Genomic DNA, 25,963 nt, shown 5'->3' with positions numbered 1-25,963 from the left:
TCGAAAGCGTCAGACTTGAGGGGCAGAAGCCTCGGGAAAACAGCGCCGAGCCCGTCACGCCGGGCGGCGCAGGCTGCCGCGGGCCTGGTCGAGCCGCACCGGCTGGTCGGGGATGGTGACGGCGAAAGTGGTGCGCCCGCCAATCGATTCGACCAGTTCCACCGTGCCGCCATGCGCCCTGATCAGTTCGTGGGCGATCGCCAGGCCAAGGCCGGTGCCGCCGCTGCGCGCCGAGCCGCGGAACGCCGCGAACAGGTTTTCGCGCGCCTTCGGTGGCAGGCCGGGGCCGGTATCGGTGACGGCGATGCGGCTGACGCTGCCCATGCGCTCGGCCGATACGGCGAGCCGCCGCACCACGGCGCTCTCGGTGTCGGCCGCCATCGCCTGCACCGAGTTGCGGCAAAGATTGGTGAGCACCCTAAACAGCTGGTCGGAATCGGCGTCCACCTCGAAAGCCGCCTCGACGGCGTTGATGAACTCGATGCCTTCCTCGATGTCGAGCAGGCCGTGCACGTCCTCGACCAGCTGGCGCAGCCGCACCCGGCGGCGCGAAGGCGGCGGCTCCTGCGTGCGGCCATAGTGAAGTACGCCTTCTGAATAGGAGACTGCCCGGTCGAGCGCGCGCAAAAGCTTCGGCGCGAAGGCCTGCACGGTCGGGTCCTTGACCAGGCGCAGGCGGTCCGAAATCAGCTGCGCCGAGGCCAGGATGTTGCGCATGTCGTGGTTGATCTTCGAGACAGCCAGGCCGAGATCGGCAAGGTGTTTCTGCTCGGAGAGCATCTTTTGCAGCCGCTCCTGCATCTGCGACAGTTCGCGTTCGGCAACGCCGATCTCATCGGAGCGGGCGGCGGGATGGATGATGCGGCCAGGGTCGTCGGGCGCTTCGGAGAAGGACAGCATCGAGCGCGTCATCGTGCGGATCGGCCCGATCATGATCAGGTCGATCGCGGCATAGACCAGCATGGCGGTGAACAGCGAGATCAGCAGCGAGACGAAGGCGACGTTGCGCGAATAGATGAGCATGGCCTTGCGCAGCGAGTAATCCGGCATGATCAGCTCGAATTCCTTGTCGCTGTCGCCGACCGGTCCGAAGACGCGCAGCATCCGGTCGCCGCCGAAGAACAGCGTGTCGAGCGCGCCGGTCATGCCTTTGATCATGCCGACGCTGGCGAGGTCGATATGCTCATCGACCTGCGGCGGCATGTCCGCCACCACCAGCAACCGCGAGACGCCGCCGTCGCGCACCGCGATCGCCTTGGCGCCGATCGCCATCAGCACGTCATTCTGTGCCGTGCGCGACAGCGAGGTCGACTCGCCCTGCACCAGCACGATCGACACGGCCGCCGCCGTGCTCAGCCGTTCCTTGAGCCAGCTCAGCCGGTAGCTGGCGATCCAGGGCAGGAAGATGAGCACTTCGGCCAGAAGCACGAAAACGATGGTCAGCAGCAGCAGTTTCGTCGACAGGCCGCGTGACAGGGGTACCGTGCGGACGGCGGCGGGCGCCGTTCCGTTCCCTTCCCCCGCTTGGCTGGTTTCGCTCATGCGACTCTGTCTTCACGATCACTTGATCGGCCAAGATTAGGCGATTACGGCATTTTTGCCAATTTCATCCTTTGGCCGGAACATTAAATTACCGTCATGAAGCCGGCGTCCGCGCCGCGCCGACGCCGGATTGACTTCCAAAACCCTTCTTTCTATAAGCCCGCTCACGCTCGGGCCACTCGTCCCGGCGCGGTTTCGATCGCGCCAAAGCCGGCCCGGCAAAGCTCCTGTTACAGAGTGACAGAATCAAGAAGGGCCGCACCCCGCGGTATTAAAACAAATGAAGCGTACCTACCAACCGTCCAAACTCGTCCGCAAACGCCGGCACGGTTTCCGTGCCCGCATGGCCACCAAGGGTGGTCGTGGAGTCGTCGCAGCTCGCCGCAACCGCGGCCGCAAGCGGCTCAGCGCCTAAGCGAGACGATATCGTTGCCCGCAACCGGCAAGCCAGTGGGGCAAAATCCCAAGCGGCTTCTGAAACGCGCGGAATTCCTGGCCGTCCGTCGTGGTGAAAAGCGACGCGGACGGTTTTTCCTCGTCGAGGTCCTCGACCGCGGCGATGGCCGGGTACCGCGCGTCGGCTACACCGTCACCAAGAAGGTCGGCAACGCTGTTGTGCGCAACCGCGTCAGGCGGCGGCTTAAAGAGGCCGTCCGCGTCCATGCCGCAGATGACATGGTGCCCGGCAATGATTATGTCATCGTCGGGCGCGACGATGCGCTGCGCGCCCCTTTCGGCCAGTTGAAGGCTGAACTCTCCCGCCGACTTCGCGGAACACGATAGGCCAAAGGCTCTCGATGGAAAACAACCGGAACTTCTTCATCACCATCGCGCTGTCGGTGCTGATCCTGACTTTGTGGCAGGTTTTCTACATGAACCCGCGCGTAGAGCAGCAGCGCGAGGCCGCCAAGATCGAGCAGCAGCGGGTGGAAGAGCAGAAGAAGGCGGCCGAGGCCGCCAATCCGGGTGCTGGAACGCCGGCTCCGGCGCCGGGCACCATTCCCAACGCGCCCGGCGGTGACACCGTCACCGCTGCTGGCCGCGATCAGGCGCTGGCCGCTTCCAAGCGCGTCAAGATCGACACGCCGAGCCTCGAGGGCTCGATCAACCTGACTGGCGCGCGCCTCGACGACCTCAAGCTCAAGCACTACACCGAGACCGTCGACAAGAATTCGCCCGAGATCGAACTGCTCAACCCGCAGGCGCTGCCCACCGGCTATTTCGCCGAGATCGGCTTCGTCGGCAACGACAAGACGGGTACGGTACCGGGTGCCGAAACGGTGTGGAATGTCGAGGGCAACCCGACGCTGACCCCATCGACGCCGGTGACGCTCACCTACACCAACGACAAGGGCCTGACCTTCAAGCGCATCTTCTCCGTCGACGCCAATTACATGTTCACGGTGTCGGACACGGTGCAGAATTCCGGCTCGAGCGCGGTTTCGCTGTTCAATTACGGCCGCGTCACGCGCTACGACAAGCCCGCCGTTGCCAGCACCTATGTGCTGCACGAAGGTCTGATCGGGGTTACCGGCACCGAGGGCCTGGCCGAGTACAAATACGCCAAGATCGAATCCGACAAGCAGATTACGCCCGGCAAGTCGACCGATGGCTGGCTCGGCATCACCGACAAATACTGGGCCGTCACGCTGGTGCCGACCGAAAAGCAGCCTTTCCAGCCGCGCTACGCCTTTTTCGAGGACGGCCGGCACCGCTACCAGTCCGACTTCCTGACCGATGCCATCAATGTCGAGGCCGGCCAGTCCGCGACGGTGGAGACTGAGATCTTCGCCGGCGCCAAGGAAGTCGCCAAGATCAACGCCTACGAGGCGGACCGTCATATTCGTCAGTTCAATCTGCTGATCGACTGGGGCTGGTTCTATTTCATCACCAAGCCGATGTTCTGGCTGATCGACACGCTCTACAAATTCTTCGGCAATTTCGGCCTGGCGATCCTCGCCACCACCGTTATCGTCAAGGCCATCTTCTTCCCGCTCGCCAACAAGTCCTACGCGTCGATGGCGAACATGAAGAAGGTGCAGCCCAAGATGCTGGAGATCCGCGAGAAATACGCGGACGACAAGATGAAGCAGCAGCAGGCGATGATGGAGCTGTACAAGACCGAGAAGATCAATCCGCTTGCCGGCTGCTGGCCGGTGGCGCTGCAGATCCCGGTCTTCTTCTCGCTCTACAAGGTGCTCTACATCACCATCGAGATGCGGCACGCGCCGTTCTTCGGCTGGATCCAGGATCTGGCCGCGCCCGATCCGACGTCGCTGTTCAACCTGTTCGGCCTGATCCCGGTGACGTTGCCGCACATGCTGATGATCGGCGTGTGGCCGCTGATCATGGGCGTCACCATGTTCCTGCAGATGCGCATGAACCCGACGCCGCCGGATCCGACGCAGGCCGCGATCTTCACCTGGATGCCTGTTATCTTCACCTTCATGATGGCGGGCTTCCCGGCCGGCCTGGTCATCTACTGGGCCTGGAACAACACGCTGTCGATCCTGCAGCAGGGTGTGATCATGAAGCGCCAGGGCGCCAAGATCGAGCTATGGGACAATCTGATGGCCCTGTTCAAAAAGAAACCGTCACCGGCGGAATAGAAGCTCTCTCTTCGCGAAAGCCCGGTTCGTCCGGGCTTTTTCTTTGGGTGGATATCCGTTCACGTTCCCGTGATCGGCGAAACTGCGAGCGGTCGCGGAGCGTGACTGCGTGTGCATTTCCAAAGGCTATCAATTCCGATCAGCCCTCACCCGGAGGAAGACCACATGCGCTTGCCGTCATTCAGGATCATCGCCATTTCCGCTCTCGTCGCCGGCGTGGCGATTGCCGCCCCCGCCTACGCCAAGAACCCCAATGTCGGTGGGGCGCCGATGTACACCACCAAGAACATCGTCGAGAACGCCGTGAATTCGAAGGACCACACCACGCTCGTCGCCGCCGTCAAGGCCGCCGGGCTGGTGGACACGCTGCAGGGCGCCGGCCCGTTCACCGTCTTCGCACCGACCAACGAGGCCTTCGCGGCACTGCCGGCCGGCACGGTCGACACGCTGCTCAAGCCCGAGAACAAGGACAAGCTCACCAAGGTCCTGACCGCGCATGTCGTGGCTGGCAAGATCTCGGGCGCCGAGATGATGAAGCAGGCCAAGGCGATGGGCGGCAAATACGAGATGAAGACCGTCTCGGGCGACACGCTCACCGCCGAGGTCAAGAAGGGCAAGCTCTTCATCATGGATGAGTCCGGCGGCGAGGCGAAGGTGACCATCGCCGACGTCAACCAGTCGAACGGCGTCATCCATGTCGTCAACAAGGTGCTGTTGCCGAAGTAACGGCTTCCGGTGAAAGGGGCAGTGGCAGGTCGTTGGGGCTTTCTTGGCCTGCCATCCCCGCCTCGTGACGAGGTGCCAAGTTTCTTGGGGAAGTCGTTATCGGCGAGGCCGGGGTCCTGTAGTCCCTCACAGGGCCCCGGTTTCTTTTTGCGTACCGTGAAGACGCTTGGCTTCAGCGATCGAACTTCGACCGCTTCCAGCGCATCATTCCATCACGGCACTATGGTCGACCTTGGCCGGCGTGCCTGGCTTGCGCAGCAAGAGTACCAGCGGGATGGCGGCCAGCGACAGGATCATCATCAGCTTGAAGTCGTCTATATAGCTGATAACGGTCGCCTGCAGCGTTACCACGCCGTCCAGTGCTGCGCGACCGGCGGCGGTGTAGGGGTTCATCGCCTGCGCGATCGCCGGATTGCCGAATGCCTGGTTGAAGGGCGTCACATATGTGGCGATGTTGGCATGGTTGATCTGCACGTTCTGCGTCAGGAGCGCGGTGACCACCGAGATGCCGACGCTGGAGCCGATATTTCGCGACAAATTGTAAAGCCCGGTGCCTTCCGCCCGCCGTTCCGGCGCCAGCGTGGCGAAGGTGATGGTGGTCAGCGGCACGAACAGGAAGCCGAGCCCCGCACCCTGGATGAAGCCGGTGCTGATGATCGTCCATTGCGAGACATCGGGCGTCCAGCCGGTCATGTCGTACATCGCCCAGGCGGTGATCGCGAGGCCGATGAACAGCAGCCAGCGTGTGTCCACCTTGCCGACCAGCCTGCCGACCAGGAACATGCACGCCATCGTGCCAAGGCCGCGCGGACCCATGACGATGCCGGCCGTCACCACCGGATAGCCCATCAGCGTCTGTAGATAGGGTGTCATCAGCGCCAGCGAGGCGAGATAGGTGATGCCGACGATGAAGATGAAGATCATGCCGACGGCGAAATTCCGGTCCAGGAACAGCCGCGGGTTCACGAAGGTGTTCTTGGCGGTGAAGGTGTGGACGAGGAAGATGTAGAAGGCCGACGCGCAGATCAGCGCCTCGACGATGATCTCGGATGAGGAGAACCAGTTGAGCTGCTCGCCGCGGTCGAGAAACATTTGCAGCGCCGCGATGGTGATGCTGAGCATGCCGAAACCCAGCCAGTCGAGCTTTGCCTTGATGTCCAGCTTGGTTTCGAGCACGAACAGCGATACGCCGGCGAAAGCCAGCGCTCCGATCGGCACGTTGATGTAGAACACCCAGCGCCAGGAGACGTTCTCGGTCAGCCAGCCGCCGATGACCGGGCCCAACACCGGCCCGACCATCACCGACACGCCGAACAGCGCCATCGCCGAGCCCCGCTCCTCCACGCTGTAGATGTCGAGCAGGATGCTCTGCGACAGCGGCACCAGTGCGGCGCCGAACAGGCCCTGCAGCAGGCGGAAGCCGACGATCTGCGGCAGCGACTGCGCGAAGCCGCACAGCACCGAGGCGACCACGAAGCCGGTGATCGAGGTCAACAGGATGCGCTTGCGGCCGAAGCGGTTGGCAAGGTAGCCCGAAGGCGGCGTCATGACGGCGGCCGCGACGATATAGGAGGTCAGCACCCAATTGATCTGATCGGCGCTGGCCGAAACGCTGCCCTGTATGTAGGGCAGCGCCACATTGGCGATGGTCGTGTCCAGCGCCTGCATGATGACCGCCAGGATCACGCAAGCCGTGATGGCGCCGCGATTGGCGACCACCGGTGTGGCACCTGCCGCGGTCGCGCTGGTCATGATTTTTGTCCGAACCGGTCGATGAGGTTGGTGACGAAGTCCGGCAGGCCGCGCGCATGGCCGGTCTCGACGTCGACCACCACGCTCATGCCGCCGCGCAGCGGCGGCTTGCCCTTGGTGTCAACGACCGTCACGCGCATCGGGATGCGCTGCACGACCTTGACCCAGTTGCCGGTGGTGTTCTGCGCCGGCAGCAGCGAGAAGCTCGACGACGAGGCCGGGCTGATCGAGGCAACCGTGCCGTGCCAGACGGCGCCTGGATAGGTGTCGACACTGATCGTCGCCGTCTGTCCCGGCCGCACATAGGTCAGTTCGGTTTCCTTCGGCTCCGCCTCGATCCACAGATCCGTCGACGAAACCAGGCTGAAGGCCGGTTGCGAGGCCGGCAGATATTTGCCGACCTGAAGCGCATCGACATTGGTGACGACACCGTCGAACGGCGCCTTGACCACGGAATCGGCGAGGTTGCGCTGCGCATCGTCGACGCCCGACTGGGCCTGCAGGTAGAACGGGTTCTTTTCCACCGGCTGGTTGGCGTCGCCGCCCAGCTGGGCAAGCGTGGCCTGCGCCTGCGCCTTGGCGACGGCCACTTTCTGGCGCGCCGCGACGAGGTCGTGCTGGGCGCTATCGAAAGACGCCTTGGAGGCGGTGGAGGTCTTGAGAAGGTCCTGCTGCCGCTGGAAGGCGGCCTCGTAATAGGGAATGTCGGCTTGCGCCTGTTCGATCTGCGACAGCGACTGCTGGTAGCTCGCCTGCAGGGTCAGCACCTGGTTGCGCACCGTCCCGAGCTGGGCCTGGGCGGCGGCAAGAGCGGTTTCGAAGGAGGCCGGCCGCAGGCGGAACAGCACGTCGCCCTTCTTCACCACCTGGTTCTCGTGTACGTCGATCTCCTGCACGGTGCCGGAGACGTTGGTGGACACACCGAGCGACTGGGCCTGGATGTAGGCATTGTCGGTCGTCATCACCTGGCCGCCGGTCACGTAGTAATAGCCGCCTACGGCGAGCGCGATGGGAAGCAAGGCAAACAGCACCGGCCGCTTCAGACTGCGCTTCGGCTTGGCTGGGGCAGCAGGGGGAGGGGCAACGGCGATAGGAGCCGGCTGCGGCTGCGGCTCCTTGGTCGGCGCCTCGAGTGCCGCCGGCTGCAGCGCAACCGGCGCTTCCAGCTCGTCATTGTCGATGACGACATTGGCACGCCTCTGTTCGCGCTCGCTGTCCAGCCGGATGATCTGGTCGCCGGGGCGACCCGTGGCGGGGTCGTTTTCGGCAGGCTTCTTGGGGGATGTTGATTCAGCCATGGACTTTCTCCCGGTCGCCGGCTGGCTGGGTGCGAGCCGCGAGCAGATTGGATTTGATAAAGTTTGGGGTTTGCAGCCGATGCTGCCGTGTTTCTTCAGGAGAAGGGCCGGCGAAGGCCTCGTCTCGCGTTCTCCGGCCGTTGCCGCGCATGATCTCGAGCAGCCGGCGGACCAGCGGGGCCAGGTAAGGCAGCCAGGCCAGCACCTGCGATTGGGGACGGCTCAGCGCCGACGCCCGCAAACGCTGCTCGAACCGCGTTCGAAGCAGGCGCGCGACGTTGTGCAGCACGAAGCTGATATGGGGCGAGGAGGACATGGGAAGAGATCGGGATCTACGGACAAGTTTTCGTGAGCATGCTTATTATCATCATGCACATAATCCCGCTGGACGGCGCGTGCAAGACGGACTAAGCCGCGTTGGCCAAAAATCGCATGGGCCACGACACGGAAGAGGCGCCCCTGCGGCGCGAATTTTTCCGGCAAGGATTTCGACGATGAACTGGATTAGGATCGCAGCCGTGACGGCTCTCGTCGGGTGTCCCGGCATCGCGGTTGCAAAGGAGGCGGTGAGCTGCGGCGGCGCCGCCATGCTGGGTGGCGCGCAGCTGAACTGCAGCCACGTCGAACCCGCGGCACCGCCGCAATTCTGCACGTTTAGCTGGGCTCTCCACACCATGGCGGGCGACCAGAAGGTCGTCGAAGGCACGTTCCTGCTGCCGCCAGGTGCGGCCAACGTCACCGTCTACCAGGGCAGCGGTTTCGACAGCGCGCTGTCCAATCCGATCGTGATCTGCCGCGGCGACAAATGAGCCTGGCACGCACGGAAGACTCGCACCCCGGCCGATTGGTGCTATAGGGCGGATCACGTTATTTTGACCAGGCGCCTCCGGTTCGGATGCGCCTGTCTGCCAATTCCCGGAAGACCCGACATGGACGGACCCAACCCCGACATCAAGCACCCGATCCCGATGCACACGCGCGTCGGCTTCCTGAAGCCGCTGGTGACGGAGCCGAACATCGAGATCGGCGACTTCACCTATTATGACGACCCGGACGGACCGGACAAATTCGCGCAGAAATGCGTGCTGCACCACTATCCCTTCATCGGCGACAAGCTCATCATCGGCAAGTTCTGCGCCATCGCCGAAGGCGCGCGCTTCATCATGAACGGCGCCAACCACGCAATGTCCGGCTTTTCCACCTATCCGTTCAACATTTTCGGCCATGGCTGGGAAAAAGGCTTTGACCCGGCGACATGGTCGAAGGAGGTGCGCGGCGACACGGTAGTCGGCAGCGATGTCTGGATCGGCATGGAGGCGGTTATCCTGCCCGGCGTGGAAATCGGCCATGGCGCCATCATCGCCGCCAAATCCGTGGTGAAGCATGATGTGCCGCCCTATGCCATTGTCACCGGCAACGCCGCCAAGGTGGTGAAGATGCGTTTCGACGACAGGACGATCAGGCGGTTGCTGGCACTGGCATGGTGGCATTGGCCCGTGGACAAGATCGGCCGCAACCTCGATGCCATCAGGGGCGCCGATATCTCTCTTCTGGAGGCAGCAGCTTGAACGCTCTGAACAGCACTGTGATCACCACCGACCTGTTCACGCGCGGGTGGATCTTCATCCGCGGCGTGCCGGCCATGAAGTTCCTGCCGCCGGAAGGGCCGCCGGAAATCGCCTTTGCCGGCCGCTCCAATGTCGGCAAATCGTCGCTGATCAACGCCCTGGTCAACCAGAAGGGGCTGGCGCGCACCTCCAACACGCCGGGGCGCACGCAGGAATTGAATTATTTCGTGCCGGACGGATTTTCCGGCGAGGGCGCTGACCTGCCGCCGATGGCGCTGGTCGACATGCCGGGCTACGGCTACGCCACCGCGCCCAAGGAGAAAGTCGACGAGTGGACCAAGCTGGTCTTCGACTATCTCAAGGGCCGGGTCACGCTGAAGCGGGTCTATGTGCTGATCGACGCCCGCCATGGCATCAAGGCCAAGGACGACGAGGTGCTGTCGCTGCTCGACAAGGCGGCGGTGTCCTACCAGATCGTGCTGACCAAGACCGACAAGATCAAGGTCGCCGGCGTGCCGCGGCTGATCGAGGAGACGCTGCAAAAGATCAAGAAACGGCCGGCGGCGTTTCCGTTCGTCCTGGCGACGTCATCGGAAAAGGGCGAGGGGCTGGAGGAATTGCAGGCCGCCATCGTGCTTGCCGCCAATGGCGGCTAGAGCAATTCCAGGAAAAGTGTGAGCGGTTTTCCCTTGGGAATTGCGTCAAACTAAGAGTCAGAGTGGTTCGCCGTTTCCATGAAACGGTGAAACGCTCTAGGCCTTTGCCTCCAGCGCAATCATCTGATGGCTTTCTTCCTCCGCGAGCCGTTCGGTGCCATAGTTCTTCAGGAACATGCCGACGCCCGACCTGACGATGTGGTCGATCTCTTCGTCGCTCGGAGCCTTGGTGCGGTAGGCGAAGATGCACTGCCGGAAGAGGCCGGCCAGGCACAGTTCGGTAAACTGGTAGGCGGCAAGATCGACATCGTCGATCTTGAGCAGGCCGCGTTCGATGGCGGCATTGAGAAACTCCACCACCTTGTCATGGCCGCGTTTGGGGCCGCGTTCGTAAAACCGCGCGCCCATGTCGGGGATCCTGTCGGAGGCGCCGATCACCGTGCGTTGCGCCTGGATGACCCTGGCCGAGGTGATCTTCATCGACAGCACCTTGCCGAACTTCACCAGGGTCTGGCGCAGATCGTCGGCGCGGTCGAGCATGTCGTACATATTCTTGAAGATGGTGCCGCGCTCTTCCTCGATCAGCGCTTCGAACAGCTCTTCCTTGTTGGCGAAGTAGACATAGATGGTGCCCTTCGAAACGCCGGCCTCGCGCGTGATGTCGTTCATCGAGGCGGCCTCGAAGCCCTTGTCTATGAAGACTCGGCGGGCGCCGTCGATGATCTGGCTGCGCTTGGCCGGATCCTGTCCGGCCGCCGGGCGGCCGCGGCGCAGGCTTTCCAGCAGGTCGTTGCAGTTGTCGGTTTCGACGTCAGGCGTTGTCTCGGCCATAAAAGTCACACCTCGAAAATAATTCGAACCAACCGGTTCGATTGCCCCTTGATATGGTCCTCTTTTCACGCTATGTCAACGGCCGGATCGAACCGAACGGTTCAGTATTATTACTTTAGAGAGATGTCATGTCCTCGAACGCGCCCAACACAGCCGAAGTCCGCCCCTTCCCCAACGCCAAGGTCGCTCCGGCGACGGAAGCACCGGAGATTCCCGTCCTGCCCGTGGCACCGCCGCCGGCGGCCGAAGCTCCAGCCAAGAAGAAGCGCTCGGTGCGTTCCTTCCTGTTGCCGATCATCGGCCTTGCCCTCCTGAGCGGTGGCGCCTGGTACGGTTATGACTACTGGACCACGGGCCGTTTCATGATCTCGACCGACGATGCCTATGTCCAGGCCGACATGGCGTTCGTTTCGCCCAAGATCTCCGGCTATGTCGATCAGGTCAAGGTCAGCGAGAACCAGCTGGTCAAGGCCGGCGACCCGCTGCTGACGATCGACGATGGCGACTACAAGATCGCCGTTGCCCAGGCCGAAGCGCAGATCGCCACATTGTCCAAGACGCTCGACCGCATCGACGCGCAGACCAAGGCGGCGCAGGCCTCCCTGCAGCAGGCGCAGGCGCAGAAGGTCGCCGACCAGGCCGCGGCCGACAACGCCGCCCGTGCCCAGCAGCGCGCCGCGCAACTGGTCAAGACGCATGTCGGCACGCAGGCGCAACTGGACGATGCCCAGACTGCGCTCGACCAGGCCAATGCCGCGTTGGTTGGCGCCGATGCGCAGATCGCCGCTGCACAGGCCAATATCGGCGTGTTCGAGGCGCAGCGCGCCGAGTCGGCGAGCACGCTCGCTTCGCTGCAGCTCAGCCGCGACAAGGCCGCGCGCGACCTGTCCTTCACCGTGCTCAAGGCGCCTTATGAAGGCGTCGTCGGCAACCGCTCGGTCGAGCAGGGCGATCTTGTCAGCCCCGGCCAGAAGCTCGCCGTCGTCGTGCCGTTGGACAAGCTCTACATCGTCGCCAACTTCAAGGAGACGCAGCTTGCCCGGCTGGTTCCGGGCGAAAAGGTCAACATCTCGGTCGACGCCATCGACGGCCATCCCATCCAGGGAACCGTCTCGTCGCTCGCTCCGGCTTCAGGCGCGGTCTTCTCGCTCCTGCCGCCGGAAAACGCCACCGGCAACTTCACCAAGGTTGTGCAGCGCGTCCCGGTCCGCATCGACGTGCCGGCCGATGCCCTGAAGACCGGCAAGCTGCGTGCTGGCCTCAGCGTTGTCGTCAACGTTGACAGCCGCACCGCACCTGCCGCGACGACCAACTAAGCGCTTTCGGAGGGTGGCTCGGCGGCTGATGAAGCGCTGGGCCGCCCGGCCGGCCTCAAGGAGGCCCATGAAATGGCAACCGCTACCACCACCGCAGGATCGCCGCCGGCAAGACCGGCGGTCCCTGACACCATCTCCACACGCCGCGTCATCGCCTTCCTGGCGATGGTGTTCGGCATGTTCATGGCGATCCTGGACATCCAGATCGTCTCGGCTTCGCTGGCCGAGATCCAGGCGGGCCTCAGCGCCAGCTCCGATGAAATTCCGTGGGTGCAGACGGCCTATCTGATTGCCGAGGTGGTCATGATCCCGCTGTCGGGCTTCCTCAGCCGCATGCTGTCGACGCGCGTGCTGTTCACCATCGCCGCCGCCGGCTTCACCGCGGCCAGCGCGCTTGCCGCGACCGCCACCAACATCGACCAGATGATCGTCTACCGCGCCGTGCAGGGCTTCATCGGCGGCGGCATGATCCCGAGCGTCTTTGCCGCGGCCTTCACCATCTTCCCGCCTTCCAAGCGCGCCGTCGTCTCGCCGATGATCGGCCTGGTGGCGACGCTGGCGCCGACCATCGGCCCGACCGTCGGCGGCTATATCAGCCACGCCTTTTCATGGCACTGGCTGTTCCTGGTCAATGTCGTGCCCGGCATCCTGGTGGCGAGCGCCGCCTGGGCGCTGATCGATTTCGACAAGCCCAATCTCAAGCTGTTCAACAAGTTCGACTGGTGGGGCCTCGCCGGAATGGCGGCCTTCCTCGGCTGTATGGAATATGTGCTGGAAGAGGGTCCGAACAATGACTGGCTGCAGGACCAGGGCGTGTTCATCTGCGCCATTGTCATGAGCGTCGGCGCGGTGATCTTCTTCTGGCGTGTCTTCACCGCCGAGGAGCCGATCGTCGACCTCCGGGCCTTCAGCAACGTCAACTTTGCCTTCGGCTCGCTGTTTTCCTTCGTCATCGGCATCGGCCTCTACGGCCTGACCTATCTCTATCCGGTCTTCCTCGGCCGTATCCGCGGCTATGATTCGATGATGATCGGCGAGGCGCTGTTCGTCAGCGGCCTGGCGATGTTCGTCACCGCGCCGATCTCCGGCATCCTGTCGAGCAAGATGGACTTGCGGCTGATGATGATGATCGGCTTCTTCGGCTTCGCCACCGGCACCTGGTGGATGACGCATCTGACCGCCGACTGGGATTTCTACGAACTGCTCATCCCGCAGATCCTGCGCGGCTGCTCGATGATGCTGTGCATGGTGCCGATCAACAACATCGCGCTCGGCACCTTGCCGCCCGACCGGCTGAAGAACGCCTCCGGCCTGTTCAACCTCACCCGCAACCTCGGCGGCGCTGTCGGCCTTGCCCTCATCAACACCGTGCTGATCGACCGCAACGCCTTCCACTATGCGAGGCTCGCAGAGCATGTGCAGTGGGGCAGTGCCGCCGCGCAGACCAAGCTGCAGAACATGACGCTGAACTTCGAACAGACCACTGGCCTGGATGCGGCCAGCGCGGCGATCTCCAAGCTGTCGGGCATGGTCCAGCAGCAGGCGGCGCTGCTGTCCTTCATGGACGTGTTCTACATGCTGACGGTGCTGTTCGCGACGCTCGGCCTGTTCACGATGCTGATCAACAAGCCGGCCGCGCCCGGTGGTGGCGGAGGTGGCGGGCACTAAGCAATTCCAGGATAAGTGTGAAGCGGTTTTCCCACAGGAATTGCGTCAAGACAGAAACACAGACGTGGGCAGCGGTTTCGGGAAGCTCCTCCAGTCCACGCCCGAAAGCTCTGACCGCGCAAAAAACTCCGGGCCGCAAGACCCGGAGTTTTTCGTTTCCGGTCGAATTTCGTCAGGCCGTGGCCGGCTTGAAGGTCAGCGCCACGCCGTTGATGCAGTGGCGCAGGCCGGTCGGCGCCGGACCGTCGTCGAAGACGTGGCCGAGATGGCCGCCGCAGCGGCGGCAATGCACCTCGGTGCGGGTCATGCCGAGCGACCTGTCCTCGGTCTTGCCGATGCCGTTGGCGATCTCCTGCCAGAAGCTCGGCCAGCCGGTGCCGGAATCGAATTTCGTCTCAGAGGGGTAGACCGGCAGGTCGCAGCCGGCACAGGCGAAGATACCCTTGCGGTGCTCGTTGAGCAGCGGGCTGGTGCCCGGATATTCCGTGCCTTGCTTGCGCAGCACGTCGAAGGCGGCAGGCGACAGGATGGCTTTCCACTCGTCATCCGTCTTGGTGATCTCGAATTTTTCGGCCGCCAGCGCGGGCTGCGGAGCGCCCATGCGCAGCATGGTTGCGGCGGCCCCGACGACGCCAAGGGCGGCGGCACCGCTCAAAAGAAAGTCGCGACGGTTCATGACCATTCCTCCGGTTGTTCCTTTTGCCAAACTATACCGCCACGCCAAAATCAAAAGCCGGTGACGGTTGCCCCCAAACGACACTCCGCGCCGTTCCACAGTTGGCTGTGGGCGGCGCGGAGCGTGCGTGTCGATTGCGGATCAGGGGAGCGGGACGACGCAATCGGCGGAGAGCTCTTGCCGCAGGTTCGTCCGCGGCTGGCCCCTTGTTACATCTTCGGCAAAAGAACCTTGTCGATGACGTGGATGACACCGTTGGACTGCTCGACATCGGCGATCGTCACATTGGCGACATTGCCGTTCTCGTCGGTAACGGTGACCTTGCCGCCCTCGGCCTTCAGGGAAAGCTCGCAGCCGCCGACCGTCTTGACCTTGTGCGTGCCGCCGTCGGCCTTGGCCATCGAGGCCACATCCGCCGCCATCGCCTTGGCGCCGACGACATGGCAGGTCAGGACCTTCGTCAGCTTGTCCTTGTTCTCGGGCTTGAGCAGCGTGTCGACCGTGCCGGCCGGCAGTGCCGCGAAGGCCTCGTTGGTCGGCGCGAAGACGGTGAACGGACCGGCGCCCTGCAGCGTGTCGACCAGGCCGGCCGCCTTGACGGCGGCGACCAGCGTGGTGTGGTCCTTCGAATTGGCGGCGTTCTCGACGATGTTCTTCTGGGCATACATGGCGGCGCCGCCGACCATTGGGTTTTCGGCATAGGCGGCGGTGGCAAGCGCGGAAACAGCGATCGTACCGGCAAGCAAAAGGGTGGCGTATCTACGCATGATGTTCAAACTCCTCGGTTTTCTCTTCCCATTTTTGGGGACGCGAGGAGATACGCAACACAAACGCGCGAGTTTCAGAATATTTTTGGATTTTTGAATTTTTCGCTCGGGCAAAGAAATTTTATGGCGCACCTTCTTACCGGCACGCACACCTATTTTAGGCAGGTGTTACATAAGATATATTTGGGAAATTCCGGAAACGGATTCGCTGCGAGATGCAGCAGGTCAGATGCCCTTCAGGTCGCCAGCGGCAACCACCGGTCCGGTCGGTTGTCCCGTCGGCGAGCCGCCGGCCGGTTCCAGGCTGACGGCCAGCACCGCGCCCTGCGCCAGCTTCTGCTGCGTGGCGGGCGAGACCCCGATATGCGCGGTCGCGCCGGCCGGGATGACGCCCATCGAGACCGGTGCGTTCTTGCCTTCGATCATCCAAAGTTCGAAGTCCTTGCCGGAAGCAAGCGTGCCGGAAACGTGCGAAAGGCTGACGTCATGCCGCTCGGAATCATAGACGGCGAGATATTTTACATCGCTGCCGTCGGCCGCCAGCGAGGCAACAAGCCGCGCCTGCGGCTGTTCGGCCGGCCGATTGACATAGGGCACGGCGATATAGAGAGCCAGCGCTGCAACAGCAGCGACGGCAAGGCCGCGCCAGAAGGCGAGGCTGGACCACAGGCCGGCACGGGCCTCGGCCGGAGTGGCGGCGGTCGATGCAAACAGCCGGCGGTCGACAGCCGCCTTCACCGAAGCCGGCGGCTCGACCTCGGCATAGGCTGATGCCAGCGGCGACAGGCGAACCTCCCAGCCATCGACGAGCCGCGCGAAATCGGTGTCGGTGTCGACGCGCCTGGACGCGATCTGCCGCTCTTCTGCCGGCAGAACGCCGAGAACGTATTCGGCGGCGAACAGCTCGTCGCCTCCACGTTCCGGTCCGTTGTCCTCTGCCAGTGTCATCTTTCCAGACATTCTCTCAGTTTCATCAGGCTGCGGCGCAGCCAGGTACGCATCGTGTTCAGCGGCACGCCGTGGCGCTCCGCCAGTTCGGCATAGCTTTCGCCCTTGAGATAAGCGCCCCGGACGGCCGCCGCCCGGTCCTTCTCCAGCTCCTCGAGACAATGATGGATGCGTACGGATTCGTCGCCCGCCACCACCATCGCTTCAGGTCCCGGTGCCGGATCGGCCACCTCGAGCGCGGCATCGATATCGGCGGCAGGCTTGCGCCGTGCCCTGACGCGATCGATCGCGTGGTTGCGGGCGATTGCCACCAGCCAGGAGATCGGGCTCAGATCGGAGACGGCGAAACGATCCGCCTTCGTCCATATCTTCACGAAGACTTCCTGCAGCGCTTCTTCAGCATCTCCCCGGTCGTTCAATACACGAAGGCACACGCCGAAAAGTTTCGCGCTGGTCTGCCGGTAGAGCAGATCGAACGCTGCCCGATCCTTCATCGAAGTCCGGACGATCAGCTTGGTGATGTCCTGCGGCGTCATGTGCGCCAAGTTAGGCGATTGCGTTGTATTTGCAACGCTGGAATATTCCGTGCACCTAAAGTCCGGCGTGCTGGCGCAGGCTTCGATTGCCAAGGGATCAGCCGCTGGCTAGCTTGGCGGGAACGGGGAGGCGCCGATGTCGGTCGAACGCATTCTGTGGCAAGAAGACGCCACCGGCCTCGCCGGTCTGGTGCGCAAGGGCGAACTGTCGGCGATCGAGTTGACCGAAGCGGCGATCGCGCGCGCCGAGGCCTCAAGGCCTGAAATCAATGCCACGGCCGAGCCGCTCTACGAGGCCGCGCGGGCGCGGGCGAAAACCATGGACCGCTCGCTGCCGCTGGCCGGCGTGCCCTTTGCCATCAAGGACCTCGGCATCGCCATCAAGGGTGTGCCCTCGCATGGCGGCAGCCGCATTCCGGCCTCGGTGCCCGACGTCAATTCGCTGATGACCGACCGCTACCTTGCCGCCGGGCTGATCCCGATCGTCACTTCGACTTCGCCGGAGCACGGGTTGCGGCTGATGACCGAATCCAAGGCCTTCGGCATCACCCGCAATCCCTGGAACACCGGCCACACCAGCGGCGGCTCATCGGGTGGCGCGGCGGCCCTCGTCGCTGCCGGCGTGGTTCCGGTGGCGCACGCCTCCGATGGCGGCGGCTCGATCCGCGTGCCTTCCGCCTGCACGGGCCTGGTCGGCCTCAAGACCTCGCGGGGTCGAATCCCGCTGACGCCGCTGGTCAGCGAAAGCTGGTACGGCATGGTGGTCGATCATGCCGTCACCCGCTCGGTGCGCGATAGCGCGCTGCTGCTCGACCTCACCCACGGTCCCGACTCCCTGTCGCCCTATGCGGCACTGCCGCCAAAGGGCACGTTCGCCGCCGCCGCCGCGCGCGATCCCGGCAAGCTCAGCCTGGCCGTCTACCGCAAGTCGCCGCTTGGCCTGCCGATCTCGGCCGAGACGATGAAAGCGCTCGACACGGCTGTGGCGCTTGCGCGCGAGGGCGGCCACACCACCGTGGAAATCGACCTGCCCTTCATCGGCCGCGATTTCATGGCCGACTTCTGCAGGACGGTTGCTTCCGCCGTCGCCGGCACGCTGCGGGCCGAAGCGCTGCGCGTCGGCCGTCCCGTCACCGGCGACGTCGAGCGCGCCACGCGGGTGCTCGGCCGGTTGGGCGAAATGGTCTCGGCCGGCGAAATCTATGCCGGCCTGCAGCGGCTACATGCCGCCTCGCGCCGGATGATCGAGGAAACCGCGCAATATGACGCTGTGCTGATGCCTGTTATCGCGCACCCGCCGCTCGCCTGCGGCGCCATGGACCCGAAAGGCACCGATGAGCTGGTCGAAAACCTTCTCGACAAGCTTCACCTGACGTCTTTGCTCAAGCTGAAACCCTTGTTCGGCCAGCTGATGGACAAGAGCCTTTTGTTCACGCACTGGCCGGCAATCCACAATGTCAGCGGCCAGCCGTCGATCGCGCTGCCCGTCCATGTCACCGAGGCCGGCCTGCCGCTCGGCATCCAGGCCGCCGGGCGCCCGGGCGACGAGGAGACGCTTTTGTCCTTCGCCGCGCAGATGGAGAAGCTTTCGGGTTGGCTGAAACGGCGGGCGCCGCTGATGGTGCCGTCATGATGACGAGGCCGTGAACGCGGCGAATATGACAGCAATGCCATTTGCCCCCCGGGCCAAATCCCGCTAAGACGCCGCCGTCTTTACCTGATGCATGTCGCCCAAAAGTGCCCGGCGGTTTTGGAGCAACGACATGCATAAACCAAAAAGCCAGGGAACCGCCCGATGACGGACATCGCCGCCACCGCCGAAATGCAGGCCGCCCTGCTGTCGCGCGCTTTGCCCTACATGCAGCGCTACGAACACAAGACCGTCGTGGTGAAATATGGCGGCCACGCCATGGGCGATATCGAGCTCGGCAAGGCCTTCGCCCGCGACATCGCGTTGCTGAAGCAGTCCGGCGTCAACCCGATCGTCGTTCACGGCGGCGGGCCGCAGATCGGCGCCATGCTGACCAAGATGGGCATCGAATCCAAGTTCGAGGGCGGCCTGCGCGTCACCGACCAGAAGACGGTCGAGATCGTCGAGATGGTGCTGGCCGGCTCGATCAACAAGGAGATCGTTGCGCTCATCAACGCCGAAGGCGAATGGGCGATCGGCCTCTGCGGCAAGGACGGCAACATGGTGTTCGCCGAAAAGGCGCGCAAGACCATGATCGACCCCGATTCCAACATCGAGCGCGTGCTCGATCTCGGCTTCGTCGGCGAGCCGGTCGAGGTCGACCGCACGCTGCTCGACCTTCTGGCCCGCTCCGAAATGATCCCGGTGCTGGCGCCGGTGGCGCCGGGCCGCGACGGCCACACCTACAACATCAACGCCGACACTTTCGCCGGCGCCATTGCCGGCGCCTGCAAGGCCTCGCGCCTTTTGTTCCTTACCGATGTGCCGGGCGTACTCGACAAGAACAAGAAGCTGATCGACGAATTGACCGTCGCCGAGGCCAGGGTGCTGATCAAGGACGGCACGGTCTCGGGCGGTATGATCCCCAAGGTCGAGACCTGCATCGAGGCGATCGAGCGCGGCGTCGAAGGCGTGGTCATCCTCAACGGCAAGACGCCGCATGCGGTGCTGCTCGAACTCTTCACCGAACACGGCGCCGGCACGCTGATCGTGCCTTAGTCGGCCTCAGCCGGCTAATCTTCTGGCCGGCAGCCCGCTATTTGTGGAGGCGGAAAGCTCCGGCTTGCGCGGCTGTCGCGCGACGATCATCGATTCCTCCTCCGCGTCCTGCGGCGCGCCCCAGAATTCGGCAAGCGTCGGACCGTCCTTCACCCTGCCATCACGGGCCAGGAAACCCCAGACCTCGCGAAACCAGACCCGGCGGCCCATCTTGGTGTACCAGCGCATCGAATGCCGTTGCTCGGGATCGGGGTGGAACAGGATGCGCGCCAGCGCCTTCGGCCGCGATTGCACGGCGAGCTCGATGAGCTTGACGCTGAAGAACAGCATCCACGGCTTCAGCCGCGTCATCTGCAGCACCTGGTGCTTGTAGTCCCACAGCCGGGCATCCTTCTGGATCACCTTGCGGTCGCGCGCGATGCGGAAGAACGGCGTCCAGCGATGCGGCGTCACATAGAGCGCCTGGATCTGGTCGGGGTCATAGGCGATGAGCTGGCGAAAGCCGCGCCACAGGTCGCGAAACCCCTCATCCTCGAAGCCGGCCACCCAGGTCGCCATCGACAATATGCCGTGCTTTCGCAGCAGCCTTATCGCCTCGCGGTCGGATGAGGTGCTGCCGCCCTTGCGGATCAATTGCAGCGTCTGCTCGTCGGTGTTCTCCATGCCGAGCAGCCAGCGGATGACACCGGCCTTGCGGTAGAGATGCAGGATGTCGGCGTCGCGCACGATGTCGTCGGCGCGGGTCGAGCCGACTATCAGCACCGGCACGTTCTCGGCGATCAGCGCGTCGAGAAAGGCGCGCCACGCCTTCTTCGAAACGGTCGGGTTCTCGTCGGCGAGGTTGATCAGTTTGACGCCGTGCTCGCGGTGCAGCCAGGCGATCTCCTTGGCGAATTTTACGGGATCGCGGTGCCGCCATCGGGTCCAGAAACCGCGCTGGCCGCAATAGTTGCACAGATGCGGACAGCCGCGCGAAAACTGCATCACCACGGCGCGCTTGCCGCCCCAGTAACTATATCGGCCGTGGTCGATCAGCTCCCAGCCGACGCGGTAAGCGTCGAGATCGGCGATGGTCATGGCGCCCTGCGTGGCAAAGGGACGGCGCAGATCGTCACGGAAGGCGATGCCGGCGACGCTCGCCGGCGGCTGGTGCATTTCCAGCGCCTCGACCAGCGCCACCACGGTCGCCTCGCCTTCGCCGCGCACGATGAAGTCGAAGACGTCGGTCGCCGCCAATATGTCGCGCCAGTGATAGGTCGGGAAGACGCCGCCATAGATGACGATCGTCGCCGGCTCGCGCTGCTTGATCATCTTGGCGATCAGCAAGGCGGTCGGGTGCGCCGAGGTCGAGCCGGAATGGCCGATCAGGACGAAGTCCGGAAAGCAGTCCAGGGCGTCGCGCACCACCTTTTCGAGCGGCATCGGCCCGAGTTCGGCATCGACGAGCCGCAAATCATGGCCGGCATCGATCAGCGGGCCGCCGATCGCCAGCAGGCCAAGCGGCGGCAAATGATCGTCCGGCACCCGGCTGCCGATGGCTGTGTGCGGTGGATTGATCAGGACGATTTTCATGGCGGACCTCTTAGGCAGTTGGTCCGCATATGCTGGCCGGCGATCTAGCCGCCCAATTGGCCCGTTTCAGCAGTTTGCGTGCAGCTTTTCCGCAGGAGCGCTGGAGATGGCGCTACTTCCTGAGATGCGCGAGCGGCACGTGGCCGGGTCCCTTGATGTTTTGCAGCACCAGCTGCGTGTGGACGTCGCGCACGCCGTCGAGCCGCATCAGCCGGTGCATGACGAAGGCGTTCAGCTCGTCGACCGAAGGCACCATCACATGCAGCAGGAAGTCGTGGTCGCCGGTCATCGTCCAGCACGAAGACACCTCGTCCATGCGCTGCACCGCGGCAATGAACTTTTCCGGCGAGCCATCGCTGTGGCTGACAAGGCGCACCTGGATGAACACCTCGACCGTCAGGCCGACCGCGCGGCGGCTGATCACCGCGGCAAAACCCTTGATGACGCCTGCATCCTGCAGCGCCTCGAAGCGCCGCGCGCATGGCGTCGTCGACAGGCCGATCTCTTGCGCCAGTTCCGAGACAGGCTTGCGCCCGTCGCGTTGCAGTACATCGAGCATCTTGATCTCGAAATCATCGAATTGAGGCATTTTCACTCCTCGGATGCGGATTGTGAGTGAATATTATCCCGAACATTGCTGATGAGCCATCATCAAAACCGAATTGCCTCGCCAAATCCGGTTATCCTATGCACACGTCTGCAATTGCCGATTTGCGAGGAGAAAAACCATGACGACGATGAGTGTTGCCGAATATGCCCGCGATTGCGCGGCGCAGGGGTTGCGCGGCGACTATTCGGTCTGCCGTGCCGATTTCACCGTGGCCCAGGGTTATGACTACAGCGACGAGGAACAGGCGGTGTGGCGCACTCTGTGCGATCGCCAGACGAAGCTGACGCGCAAGCTCGCCCATCATTCCTATCTCGACGGTGTTGAAAAACTTGGCCTGCTTGACCGCATTCCCGATTTCGAGGACGTCAGCGCCAAGCTGCGCAAGCTGACCGGCTGGGAGATCGTTGCCGTGCCGGGTCTTATTCCCGCCGCCCCCTTCTTCGACCATCTCGCCAAACGCCGCTTCCCGGTCACCAACTGGCTGCGCACCAGGCAGGAGCTCGACTACATCGTCGAGCCGGACATGTTCCATGATTTCTTCGGCCACGTGCCCGTGCTGTCGCAGCCGGTCTTCGCCGACTTCATGCAGATGTACGGCAAGAAGGCCGGCGACATCATCGCGCTCGGCGGCGACGAGATGATCACCCGGCTCTACTGGTACACGGCCGAATACGGCCTGATGCAGGAGGCCGGCCAGCCGCTGAAGGCCTTTGGCGCCGGCCTGATGTCGTCCTTCACCGAATTGCAGTTCGCCGTCGAGGGCAAGGACGCCCATCACGTGCCTTTCGACTTGGAAATGGTGATGCGCACCGGCTACGAGATCGACAAGTTCCAGCGCGCCTATTTCGTGCTGCCGTCCTTCGACGCCTTGCGCGATGCCTTCCAGACCGCCGATTTCGAGGCGATTGTCGCGCGCCACAAGGACCAAAAGGCGCTCGACCCGGCGACGGTCTAAAACGCAAAGCGCGTCGCATGAATCCGTTTCAACGCGACGCGCTTTGGACGCTTTGATCCGCGGGGCTATTGCATGGCGGCAGGGTTCATCCACAGGAACTCCCAGACGTTGCCGTCGGGGTCTTCGATGTGGCGGTTGAACATGAAGCCGAGGTCCTGCGCGGGGTTGGGATCGGCGCGGCCACCGGCCGCCACGCCCTTCTCGATCGTGGCATTGACCTCGTCCTTGCTGCCGGCGGTGAGCGCGATCAGCATCTGGCTGTCGCGCCTGGCGTCGCCGATCTGGCGCGTCGTGAACTGGCCGTAGTGCTGGTGCGTCAGCAGCATCACCCCGATCGAGTCGGAGAACATGATCGAGCTGGCCTGGTCGTTCGAGAACTGCGGATTGAGCGTGCCGCCGATCGCGAGATAGAAGTTGGTCGCCGCCTGCAGATCGCGCACCGGCAGATTTATGAAGATCATCTTGGTCATCGGTCTAAGCCTTGCCTTCGTTGACAGGTACTAGTCAGTCCAGTACCGTTTCATGGCTACCATGCGGGAACGGTACCGTCTAGTACTGGCCAGGAGAGCGCCTTGAAAATCGACGGTGAGACCAGATCGGAACGCAAGGATCGCGAGATCATCCAGGCGGCCACGGCGGCGTTCATCAGCAAGGGTTATGACGGGACCAGCATGGAGGAAATCGCTACCAAAGCGGGGGCCTCCAAGCAGACCGTCTACAAGCATTTCACCGACAAGGAGACGCTGTTCGGCGAAGTCGTTCTGTCAACCGCTGGCCAGGTCAACGATATTATCGAGTCCGTGACGACGCTGCTTTCCGAGGCGAAATTCATGGAAGGCGGCCTGCAGCAGCTTGCCCGACGTCTGATAGCGGTTCTCATGGACGAAGAGTTGTTGAAGCTGCGGCGCTTGATCATCGCCAACGCGGATCGAATGCCGCAGCTTGGCCGCGCTTGGTACGAAAAAGGTTTTGAGCGCATGCTTGCCTCGACGGGGTCCTGCTTTCAAAAGCTCACCGATCGAGGACTGATACAGACCAGCGATCCCTATCTGGCAGCCAGCCATCTTTTCGGAATGCTTCTTTGGATCCCCATGAATGAAGCCATGTTCACGGGAAGCAACCGGCGCTCCAAAGCCGAACTGGAACGGCACGCGGATGCCTCGGTGGAGGCATTTCTGGCCGTCTATGGGGTCCAGCCGAAATAGTCGCGTTCCCCGCCGACATTGCGGTAACGCCGCGAACAAAAAATGCGCCCCTATCGCCCTGAGGTGTCCGACCCCTCGGCTTTCAGCCGCGCAAGCTGGGCGCGCTGCAGGTCGAGCGCGGCGTTGACGAAGCGTGATATGGTCGCGAGTTCGGCGTCGCTGAAGGTGGCGATCACCTTCTCTCCCTCCTTGGCGATGGCGCCGTAATAGCGCGCCGACAGGTCCCGCGTAGCCTCGGTCGCTTCGATCACCACCTTGCGCCTGTCCTCGAGGCTGCGCGTGCGCGTCAGCAGCCCGCGTGCCTCGAGCCGGTCGATCAGCGCCGTCACGGCGGCCGGCGTCAGCCCGGTCGCGGTCGCGATCGCGCCGGCCGATTGCGGGCCGCCATAGAGCAGTCCGATGCAATGGCGCTCGGCCATGTTCAGCCCGAGCCTCGCACCCACCGCCTCGTCATAGGCCTGCGTGGCGTCCTGCCATTGCATCACGGCAAGGCCGATCGCGGCCGCGATTTCGTCGCGATACCTGCTTGACGAATTTATTTCGATCATCTAACTATCAATCCGTCTAACATTTAGACTATCGCAGTAATATGCGGCCGTAGCACCGACAAGGCAAGAGCCGGCCGCCGACAAGGAGTGAAAAAATGAGCTTGATTCAACAACGTACCCCTCTCTCCCACGAGGATGAATTCAAATACGCCAAGCTGGCGATGGAATGGTATGGCTGGGGTTCCCCGATCGGCCTCGGCATCCTGCTCGTGGCGCTGGCCGCCGCGGCGGTGCTGGTGCGCATCGCCATCTACGGCCTGTGACCATGGCCGTCACCACCCTCTCGGCATTGCCGGTCGCCATCATTGGCGCCGGTGTTGCCGGGCTGGCCCTTGCCGTCATGCTTCGGCGGCAGGGGCTTGCCGTCCGCCTGTTCGAGGCGCGGTCGCGCGAAGCGTTGAGCGAAGGCGCCTTCCTCACTCTGGCCCCCAACGGCATCAACGCGCTGCGTGCGCTTGGGCTCGCCGAGCGGGTAAGCGCGCTGGGCATTCGCACCCTTGGCTTCGAGATCATGAACGCCGCCGGGCGCCGGCTCATCCATCTTGACGAGCAGCTATCGATGCGCGAGGCCGGCGCCGAAAGCGTCACGTTGCGGCGCTCGGACCTGCTCGGCGCGCTGCTGGATGAGGCGCTGGCGCTTGGCGCCGACATCCGTTTTGGCCATGCGCTCGCCGAAATCGAAGACCAGCCTGATTGTGTGCGCCTTGCCTTCGGCAATGGCGTCACCGTCGATGCCGCCTGGCTCGCGGGCTGCGATGGCGTCTGGTCGCGCGTCCGTCGCGTCTGTTTTCCGGCCTCCCCGGATCCGGTCTATACCGGACTGACCGGCGTCGGCGGCGTGGCGGAACTGCCCTTTGTCGAGCCGACCGACGGCCTGATGCATATGGTGTTCGGCAAGAAAGCCTTCTTCGGCTACATGAAACCGCATGATGGACCGGTGTTGTGGTTCTCGTCCTTCCCGCTGGACGAGGATGCCGCCCTGGCGAGACCTGATCCCTTGCATTTGGCGGCAACCGTTCGCCAGTTGCACGCCGGCGATCCCCGGACGATCCGCCAGATCGTCGACACCGTCACGCAAATCCCGCGCGCCTACCCCGTGTTCGACATGCTGCATCTGCCAAAATGGCACACCGGCCGGGTGGTCGTGCTGGGCGATGCAGCGCATGCCGTCGCGCCGCATTCCGGGCAGGGCGCGTCGATGGCCATCGAGGACGCCGTGGTGCTGGCCGCGTGCCTGGATGCGACACCATTGCCGGCGCAGGCCTTCGCCGCCTTTCAGGCGCTGCGTCAGGACCGCGTCGAGCACATCGTCAAGGTCAGCCGGCGGATCGGCGCGCAAAAACAGGTGAAAGGCCGCGTCGCTCTGTTCCTGCGTGACCTCATGTTGCCGTTCTTCGTCCGCTTGGGCGCACGCACGAACCGCGCCATGACGCGTTACCGTGCCGACCTGACGCCGCTCGAAAAACCGTCGGTCTGACTGGATTTCCGCGC

At 63.6% G+C, this 25,963-nt stretch carries 28 protein-coding genes; 15 read left to right on the top strand and 13 right to left on the bottom strand.

Going from position 1 to position 25,963, the window contains the following annotated elements:
- Positions 1–54: 54 nt before the first annotated feature.
- The gene (locus tag D3242_RS21410; RefSeq protein ID WP_019862423.1) at positions 55–1,542 is read right to left on the bottom strand and encodes an ATP-binding protein; all 1,488 of its coding nucleotides are present in this window, start codon (positions 1,540–1,542) and stop codon (positions 55–57) included.
- A 280-nt stretch (positions 1,543–1,822) separates the two neighbouring features.
- Between D3242_RS21410 and rpmH the strand changes: the two genes are divergently transcribed.
- From rpmH to D3242_RS21390, 4 genes are all read left to right on the top strand, one after another.
- On the top strand, positions 1,823–1,957 hold the full coding sequence (gene rpmH, locus D3242_RS21405; RefSeq protein ID WP_008833937.1) for a 50S ribosomal protein L34: 135 nt from the start codon (positions 1,823–1,825) through the stop codon (positions 1,955–1,957).
- Positions 1,958–1,971: 14 nt separating this feature from the next.
- Positions 1,972–2,325 (top strand): ribonuclease P protein component, encoded by a 354-nt coding sequence (rnpA, locus tag D3242_RS21400; protein WP_064985287.1) that lies wholly within the window; start codon positions 1,972–1,974, stop codon positions 2,323–2,325.
- A 14-nt stretch (positions 2,326–2,339) separates the two neighbouring features.
- Positions 2,340–4,151, top strand: coding sequence for a membrane protein insertase YidC (gene yidC, locus D3242_RS21395; RefSeq protein WP_019862425.1), 1,812 nt, complete (start codon positions 2,340–2,342; stop codon positions 4,149–4,151).
- 165 nt (positions 4,152–4,316) lie between these two features.
- Entirely contained in the window at positions 4,317–4,877 is a 561-nt protein-coding gene (locus D3242_RS21390; protein ID WP_019862426.1) for a fasciclin domain-containing protein, read from the top strand.
- Positions 4,878–5,081: 204 nt separating this feature from the next.
- Here the strand turns inward: D3242_RS21390 and D3242_RS21385 are convergent, their stop codons facing one another.
- Genes D3242_RS21385 through D3242_RS21375 form a run of 3 tightly spaced genes read right to left on the bottom strand, consistent with a single transcriptional unit; the run spans position 5,082 to position 8,243 of the window.
- A complete protein-coding gene (locus D3242_RS21385) occupies positions 5,082–6,629 on the bottom strand; it encodes a DHA2 family efflux MFS transporter permease subunit (protein WP_038651159.1) in 1,548 nt (515 codons plus the stop codon).
- Positions 6,626–7,927, bottom strand: coding sequence for an HlyD family secretion protein (locus D3242_RS21380; protein WP_081296172.1), 1,302 nt, complete (start codon positions 7,925–7,927; stop codon positions 6,626–6,628). The genes D3242_RS21385 and D3242_RS21380 overlap by 4 nt, the downstream gene beginning before the upstream one ends.
- Positions 7,920–8,243: a hypothetical protein gene (locus tag D3242_RS21375; RefSeq protein WP_064985286.1), complete on the bottom strand. Its 324-nt coding sequence runs from the start codon at positions 8,241–8,243 to the stop codon at positions 7,920–7,922. The genes D3242_RS21380 and D3242_RS21375 overlap by 8 nt, the downstream gene beginning before the upstream one ends.
- A 178-nt stretch (positions 8,244–8,421) precedes the next feature.
- Between D3242_RS21375 and D3242_RS21370 the strand changes: the two genes are divergently transcribed.
- The 3 genes from D3242_RS21370 (at position 8,422) to yihA (ending at position 10,151) form a co-directional block, all read left to right on the top strand.
- The gene (locus D3242_RS21370) at positions 8,422–8,736 is read left to right on the top strand and encodes a hypothetical protein (protein WP_019862430.1); all 315 of its coding nucleotides are present in this window, start codon (positions 8,422–8,424) and stop codon (positions 8,734–8,736) included.
- A 120-nt stretch (positions 8,737–8,856) separates the two neighbouring features.
- Complete coding sequence (locus D3242_RS21365) at positions 8,857–9,495, top strand: CatB-related O-acetyltransferase (RefSeq protein WP_064985284.1); 639 nt, start codon at positions 8,857–8,859, stop codon at positions 9,493–9,495.
- The gene (yihA, locus tag D3242_RS21360) at positions 9,492–10,151 is read left to right on the top strand and encodes a ribosome biogenesis GTP-binding protein YihA/YsxC (RefSeq protein WP_019862432.1); all 660 of its coding nucleotides are present in this window, start codon (positions 9,492–9,494) and stop codon (positions 10,149–10,151) included. The genes D3242_RS21365 and yihA overlap by 4 nt, the downstream gene beginning before the upstream one ends.
- 96 nt (positions 10,152–10,247) lie before the next feature.
- On the opposite strand, the gene D3242_RS21355 is transcribed toward yihA, so the two are convergent.
- The gene (locus D3242_RS21355; protein ID WP_019862434.1) at positions 10,248–10,982 is read right to left on the bottom strand and encodes a TetR/AcrR family transcriptional regulator; all 735 of its coding nucleotides are present in this window, start codon (positions 10,980–10,982) and stop codon (positions 10,248–10,250) included.
- Positions 10,983–11,110: 128 nt separating this feature from the next.
- Between D3242_RS21355 and D3242_RS21350 the strand changes: the two genes are divergently transcribed.
- Both D3242_RS21350 and D3242_RS21345 read left to right on the top strand, forming a co-directional pair.
- Positions 11,111–12,298 carry an HlyD family secretion protein gene (locus tag D3242_RS21350; RefSeq protein ID WP_064985282.1) on the top strand — a complete coding sequence of 396 codons (1,188 nt, stop codon included), beginning with the start codon at positions 11,111–11,113 and terminating at the stop codon, positions 12,296–12,298.
- 72 nt (positions 12,299–12,370) lie between these two features.
- Positions 12,371–13,966 carry a DHA2 family efflux MFS transporter permease subunit gene (locus D3242_RS21345; protein WP_064985280.1) on the top strand — a complete coding sequence of 532 codons (1,596 nt, stop codon included), beginning with the start codon at positions 12,371–12,373 and terminating at the stop codon, positions 13,964–13,966.
- 172 nt (positions 13,967–14,138) lie between these two features.
- On the opposite strand, the gene msrB is transcribed toward D3242_RS21345, so the two are convergent.
- From msrB to D3242_RS21325, 4 genes are all read right to left on the bottom strand, one after another.
- Positions 14,139–14,642, bottom strand: coding sequence for a peptide-methionine (R)-S-oxide reductase MsrB (msrB, locus tag D3242_RS21340; protein ID WP_019862438.1), 504 nt, complete (start codon positions 14,640–14,642; stop codon positions 14,139–14,141).
- Positions 14,643–14,851: 209 nt separating this feature from the next.
- A complete protein-coding gene (locus D3242_RS21335; RefSeq protein WP_064985421.1) occupies positions 14,852–15,409 on the bottom strand; it encodes a fasciclin domain-containing protein in 558 nt (185 codons plus the stop codon).
- 225 nt (positions 15,410–15,634) lie between these two features.
- Positions 15,635–16,357: an anti-sigma factor gene (locus D3242_RS21330; protein WP_027047605.1), complete on the bottom strand. Its 723-nt coding sequence runs from the start codon at positions 16,355–16,357 to the stop codon at positions 15,635–15,637.
- Positions 16,354–16,893, bottom strand: coding sequence for a sigma-70 family RNA polymerase sigma factor (locus D3242_RS21325; RefSeq protein ID WP_019862441.1), 540 nt, complete (start codon positions 16,891–16,893; stop codon positions 16,354–16,356). The genes D3242_RS21330 and D3242_RS21325 overlap by 4 nt, the downstream gene beginning before the upstream one ends.
- A gap of 136 nt (positions 16,894–17,029) precedes the next feature.
- On the opposite strand from D3242_RS21325, the gene D3242_RS21320 reads away from it, so the two are divergent.
- The gene (locus tag D3242_RS21320) at positions 17,030–18,526 is read left to right on the top strand and encodes an amidase (RefSeq protein ID WP_019862442.1); all 1,497 of its coding nucleotides are present in this window, start codon (positions 17,030–17,032) and stop codon (positions 18,524–18,526) included.
- Between the two features lie 162 nt (positions 18,527–18,688).
- The gene (argB, locus tag D3242_RS21315; RefSeq protein ID WP_019862443.1) at positions 18,689–19,582 is read left to right on the top strand and encodes an acetylglutamate kinase; all 894 of its coding nucleotides are present in this window, start codon (positions 18,689–18,691) and stop codon (positions 19,580–19,582) included.
- Between the two features lie 6 nt (positions 19,583–19,588).
- On the opposite strand, the gene bchE is transcribed toward argB, so the two are convergent.
- Complete coding sequence (bchE, locus tag D3242_RS21310) at positions 19,589–21,154, bottom strand: magnesium-protoporphyrin IX monomethyl ester anaerobic oxidative cyclase (RefSeq protein WP_038651186.1); 1,566 nt, start codon at positions 21,152–21,154, stop codon at positions 19,589–19,591.
- A 112-nt stretch (positions 21,155–21,266) separates the two neighbouring features.
- On the bottom strand, positions 21,267–21,743 hold the full coding sequence (locus tag D3242_RS21305) for an Lrp/AsnC family transcriptional regulator (protein ID WP_019862445.1): 477 nt from the start codon (positions 21,741–21,743) through the stop codon (positions 21,267–21,269).
- Between the two features lie 139 nt (positions 21,744–21,882).
- Here D3242_RS21305 and phhA point away from each other — a divergent pair, with 139 nt between their 5' ends.
- Entirely contained in the window at positions 21,883–22,719 is an 837-nt protein-coding gene (gene phhA / locus D3242_RS21300; RefSeq protein WP_019862446.1) for a phenylalanine 4-monooxygenase, read from the top strand.
- A 65-nt stretch (positions 22,720–22,784) separates the two neighbouring features.
- Here phhA and D3242_RS21295 read toward each other — a convergent pair whose 3' ends face one another.
- Positions 22,785–23,189, bottom strand: coding sequence for a VOC family protein (locus tag D3242_RS21295; protein ID WP_038651191.1), 405 nt, complete (start codon positions 23,187–23,189; stop codon positions 22,785–22,787).
- Between the two features lie 102 nt (positions 23,190–23,291).
- On the opposite strand from D3242_RS21295, the gene D3242_RS21290 reads away from it, so the two are divergent.
- On the top strand, positions 23,292–23,924 hold the full coding sequence (locus tag D3242_RS21290; RefSeq protein ID WP_038651194.1) for a TetR/AcrR family transcriptional regulator: 633 nt from the start codon (positions 23,292–23,294) through the stop codon (positions 23,922–23,924).
- Between the two features lie 50 nt (positions 23,925–23,974).
- On the opposite strand, the gene D3242_RS21285 is transcribed toward D3242_RS21290, so the two are convergent.
- A complete protein-coding gene (locus D3242_RS21285; protein WP_019862451.1) occupies positions 23,975–24,472 on the bottom strand; it encodes a MarR family winged helix-turn-helix transcriptional regulator in 498 nt (165 codons plus the stop codon).
- A gap of 95 nt (positions 24,473–24,567) precedes the next feature.
- Between D3242_RS21285 and D3242_RS33600 the strand changes: the two genes are divergently transcribed.
- Positions 24,568–24,735, top strand: a complete 168-nt coding sequence (locus D3242_RS33600; RefSeq protein ID WP_010912744.1) for a hypothetical protein — start codon at positions 24,568–24,570, stop codon at positions 24,733–24,735.
- Between the two features lie 2 nt (positions 24,736–24,737).
- Positions 24,738–25,949, top strand: coding sequence for an FAD-dependent oxidoreductase (locus tag D3242_RS21280; RefSeq protein ID WP_064985279.1), 1,212 nt, complete (start codon positions 24,738–24,740; stop codon positions 25,947–25,949).
- Positions 25,950–25,963 lie beyond the last annotated feature (14 nt).

This window comes from Mesorhizobium jarvisii, from assembly GCF_003601985.1.
Classification (GTDB): Bacteria; Pseudomonadota; Alphaproteobacteria; order Rhizobiales; family Rhizobiaceae; genus Mesorhizobium; species Mesorhizobium jarvisii.
Note: the sequence above shows the minus strand (reverse complement) of the source record. Positions and strands in the feature narration are given on the sequence as shown.

What these genes read in the sequence shown, in the direction of transcription:
- D3242_RS21410 (WP_019862423.1), bottom strand. Translation starts at nt 1,542, where the DNA reads ATGAGCGAAACCAGCCAAGCGGGGGAAGGGAACGGAACGGCGCCCGCC.
- rpmH (WP_008833937.1), top strand. Translation starts at nt 1,823, where the DNA reads ATGAAGCGTACCTACCAACCGTCCAAACTCGTCCGCAAACGCCGGCAC.
- yidC (WP_019862425.1), top strand. Translation starts at nt 2,340, where the DNA reads ATGGAAAACAACCGGAACTTCTTCATCACCATCGCGCTGTCGGTGCTG.
- D3242_RS21390 (WP_019862426.1), top strand. Translation starts at nt 4,317, where the DNA reads ATGCGCTTGCCGTCATTCAGGATCATCGCCATTTCCGCTCTCGTCGCC.
- D3242_RS21385 (WP_038651159.1), bottom strand. Translation starts at nt 6,629, where the DNA reads ATGACCAGCGCGACCGCGGCAGGTGCCACACCGGTGGTCGCCAATCGC.
- D3242_RS21380 (WP_081296172.1), bottom strand. Translation starts at nt 7,927, where the DNA reads ATGGCTGAATCAACATCCCCCAAGAAGCCTGCCGAAAACGACCCCGCC.
- D3242_RS21375 (WP_064985286.1), bottom strand. Translation starts at nt 8,243, where the DNA reads ATGTCCTCCTCGCCCCATATCAGCTTCGTGCTGCACAACGTCGCGCGC.
- D3242_RS21370 (WP_019862430.1), top strand. Translation starts at nt 8,422, where the DNA reads ATGAACTGGATTAGGATCGCAGCCGTGACGGCTCTCGTCGGGTGTCCC.
- D3242_RS21365 (WP_064985284.1), top strand. Translation starts at nt 8,857, where the DNA reads ATGGACGGACCCAACCCCGACATCAAGCACCCGATCCCGATGCACACG.
- D3242_RS21355 (WP_019862434.1), bottom strand. Translation starts at nt 10,982, where the DNA reads ATGGCCGAGACAACGCCTGACGTCGAAACCGACAACTGCAACGACCTG.
- D3242_RS21350 (WP_064985282.1), top strand. Translation starts at nt 11,111, where the DNA reads ATGTCCTCGAACGCGCCCAACACAGCCGAAGTCCGCCCCTTCCCCAAC.
- D3242_RS21345 (WP_064985280.1), top strand. Translation starts at nt 12,371, where the DNA reads ATGGCAACCGCTACCACCACCGCAGGATCGCCGCCGGCAAGACCGGCG.
- msrB (WP_019862438.1), bottom strand. Translation starts at nt 14,642, where the DNA reads ATGAACCGTCGCGACTTTCTTTTGAGCGGTGCCGCCGCCCTTGGCGTC.
- D3242_RS21335 (WP_064985421.1), bottom strand. Translation starts at nt 15,409, where the DNA reads ATGCGTAGATACGCCACCCTTTTGCTTGCCGGTACGATCGCTGTTTCC.
- D3242_RS21330 (WP_027047605.1), bottom strand. Translation starts at nt 16,357, where the DNA reads ATGACACTGGCAGAGGACAACGGACCGGAACGTGGAGGCGACGAGCTG.
- D3242_RS21325 (WP_019862441.1), bottom strand. Translation starts at nt 16,893, where the DNA reads ATGACGCCGCAGGACATCACCAAGCTGATCGTCCGGACTTCGATGAAG.
- D3242_RS21320 (WP_019862442.1), top strand. Translation starts at nt 17,030, where the DNA reads ATGTCGGTCGAACGCATTCTGTGGCAAGAAGACGCCACCGGCCTCGCC.
- argB (WP_019862443.1), top strand. Translation starts at nt 18,689, where the DNA reads ATGACGGACATCGCCGCCACCGCCGAAATGCAGGCCGCCCTGCTGTCG.
- bchE (WP_038651186.1), bottom strand. Translation starts at nt 21,154, where the DNA reads ATGAAAATCGTCCTGATCAATCCACCGCACACAGCCATCGGCAGCCGG.
- D3242_RS21305 (WP_019862445.1), bottom strand. Translation starts at nt 21,743, where the DNA reads ATGCCTCAATTCGATGATTTCGAGATCAAGATGCTCGATGTACTGCAA.
- phhA (WP_019862446.1), top strand. Translation starts at nt 21,883, where the DNA reads ATGACGACGATGAGTGTTGCCGAATATGCCCGCGATTGCGCGGCGCAG.
- D3242_RS21295 (WP_038651191.1), bottom strand. Translation starts at nt 23,189, where the DNA reads ATGACCAAGATGATCTTCATAAATCTGCCGGTGCGCGATCTGCAGGCG.
- D3242_RS21285 (WP_019862451.1), bottom strand. Translation starts at nt 24,472, where the DNA reads ATGATCGAAATAAATTCGTCAAGCAGGTATCGCGACGAAATCGCGGCC.
- D3242_RS33600 (WP_010912744.1), top strand. Translation starts at nt 24,568, where the DNA reads ATGAGCTTGATTCAACAACGTACCCCTCTCTCCCACGAGGATGAATTC.
- D3242_RS21280 (WP_064985279.1), top strand. Translation starts at nt 24,738, where the DNA reads ATGGCCGTCACCACCCTCTCGGCATTGCCGGTCGCCATCATTGGCGCC.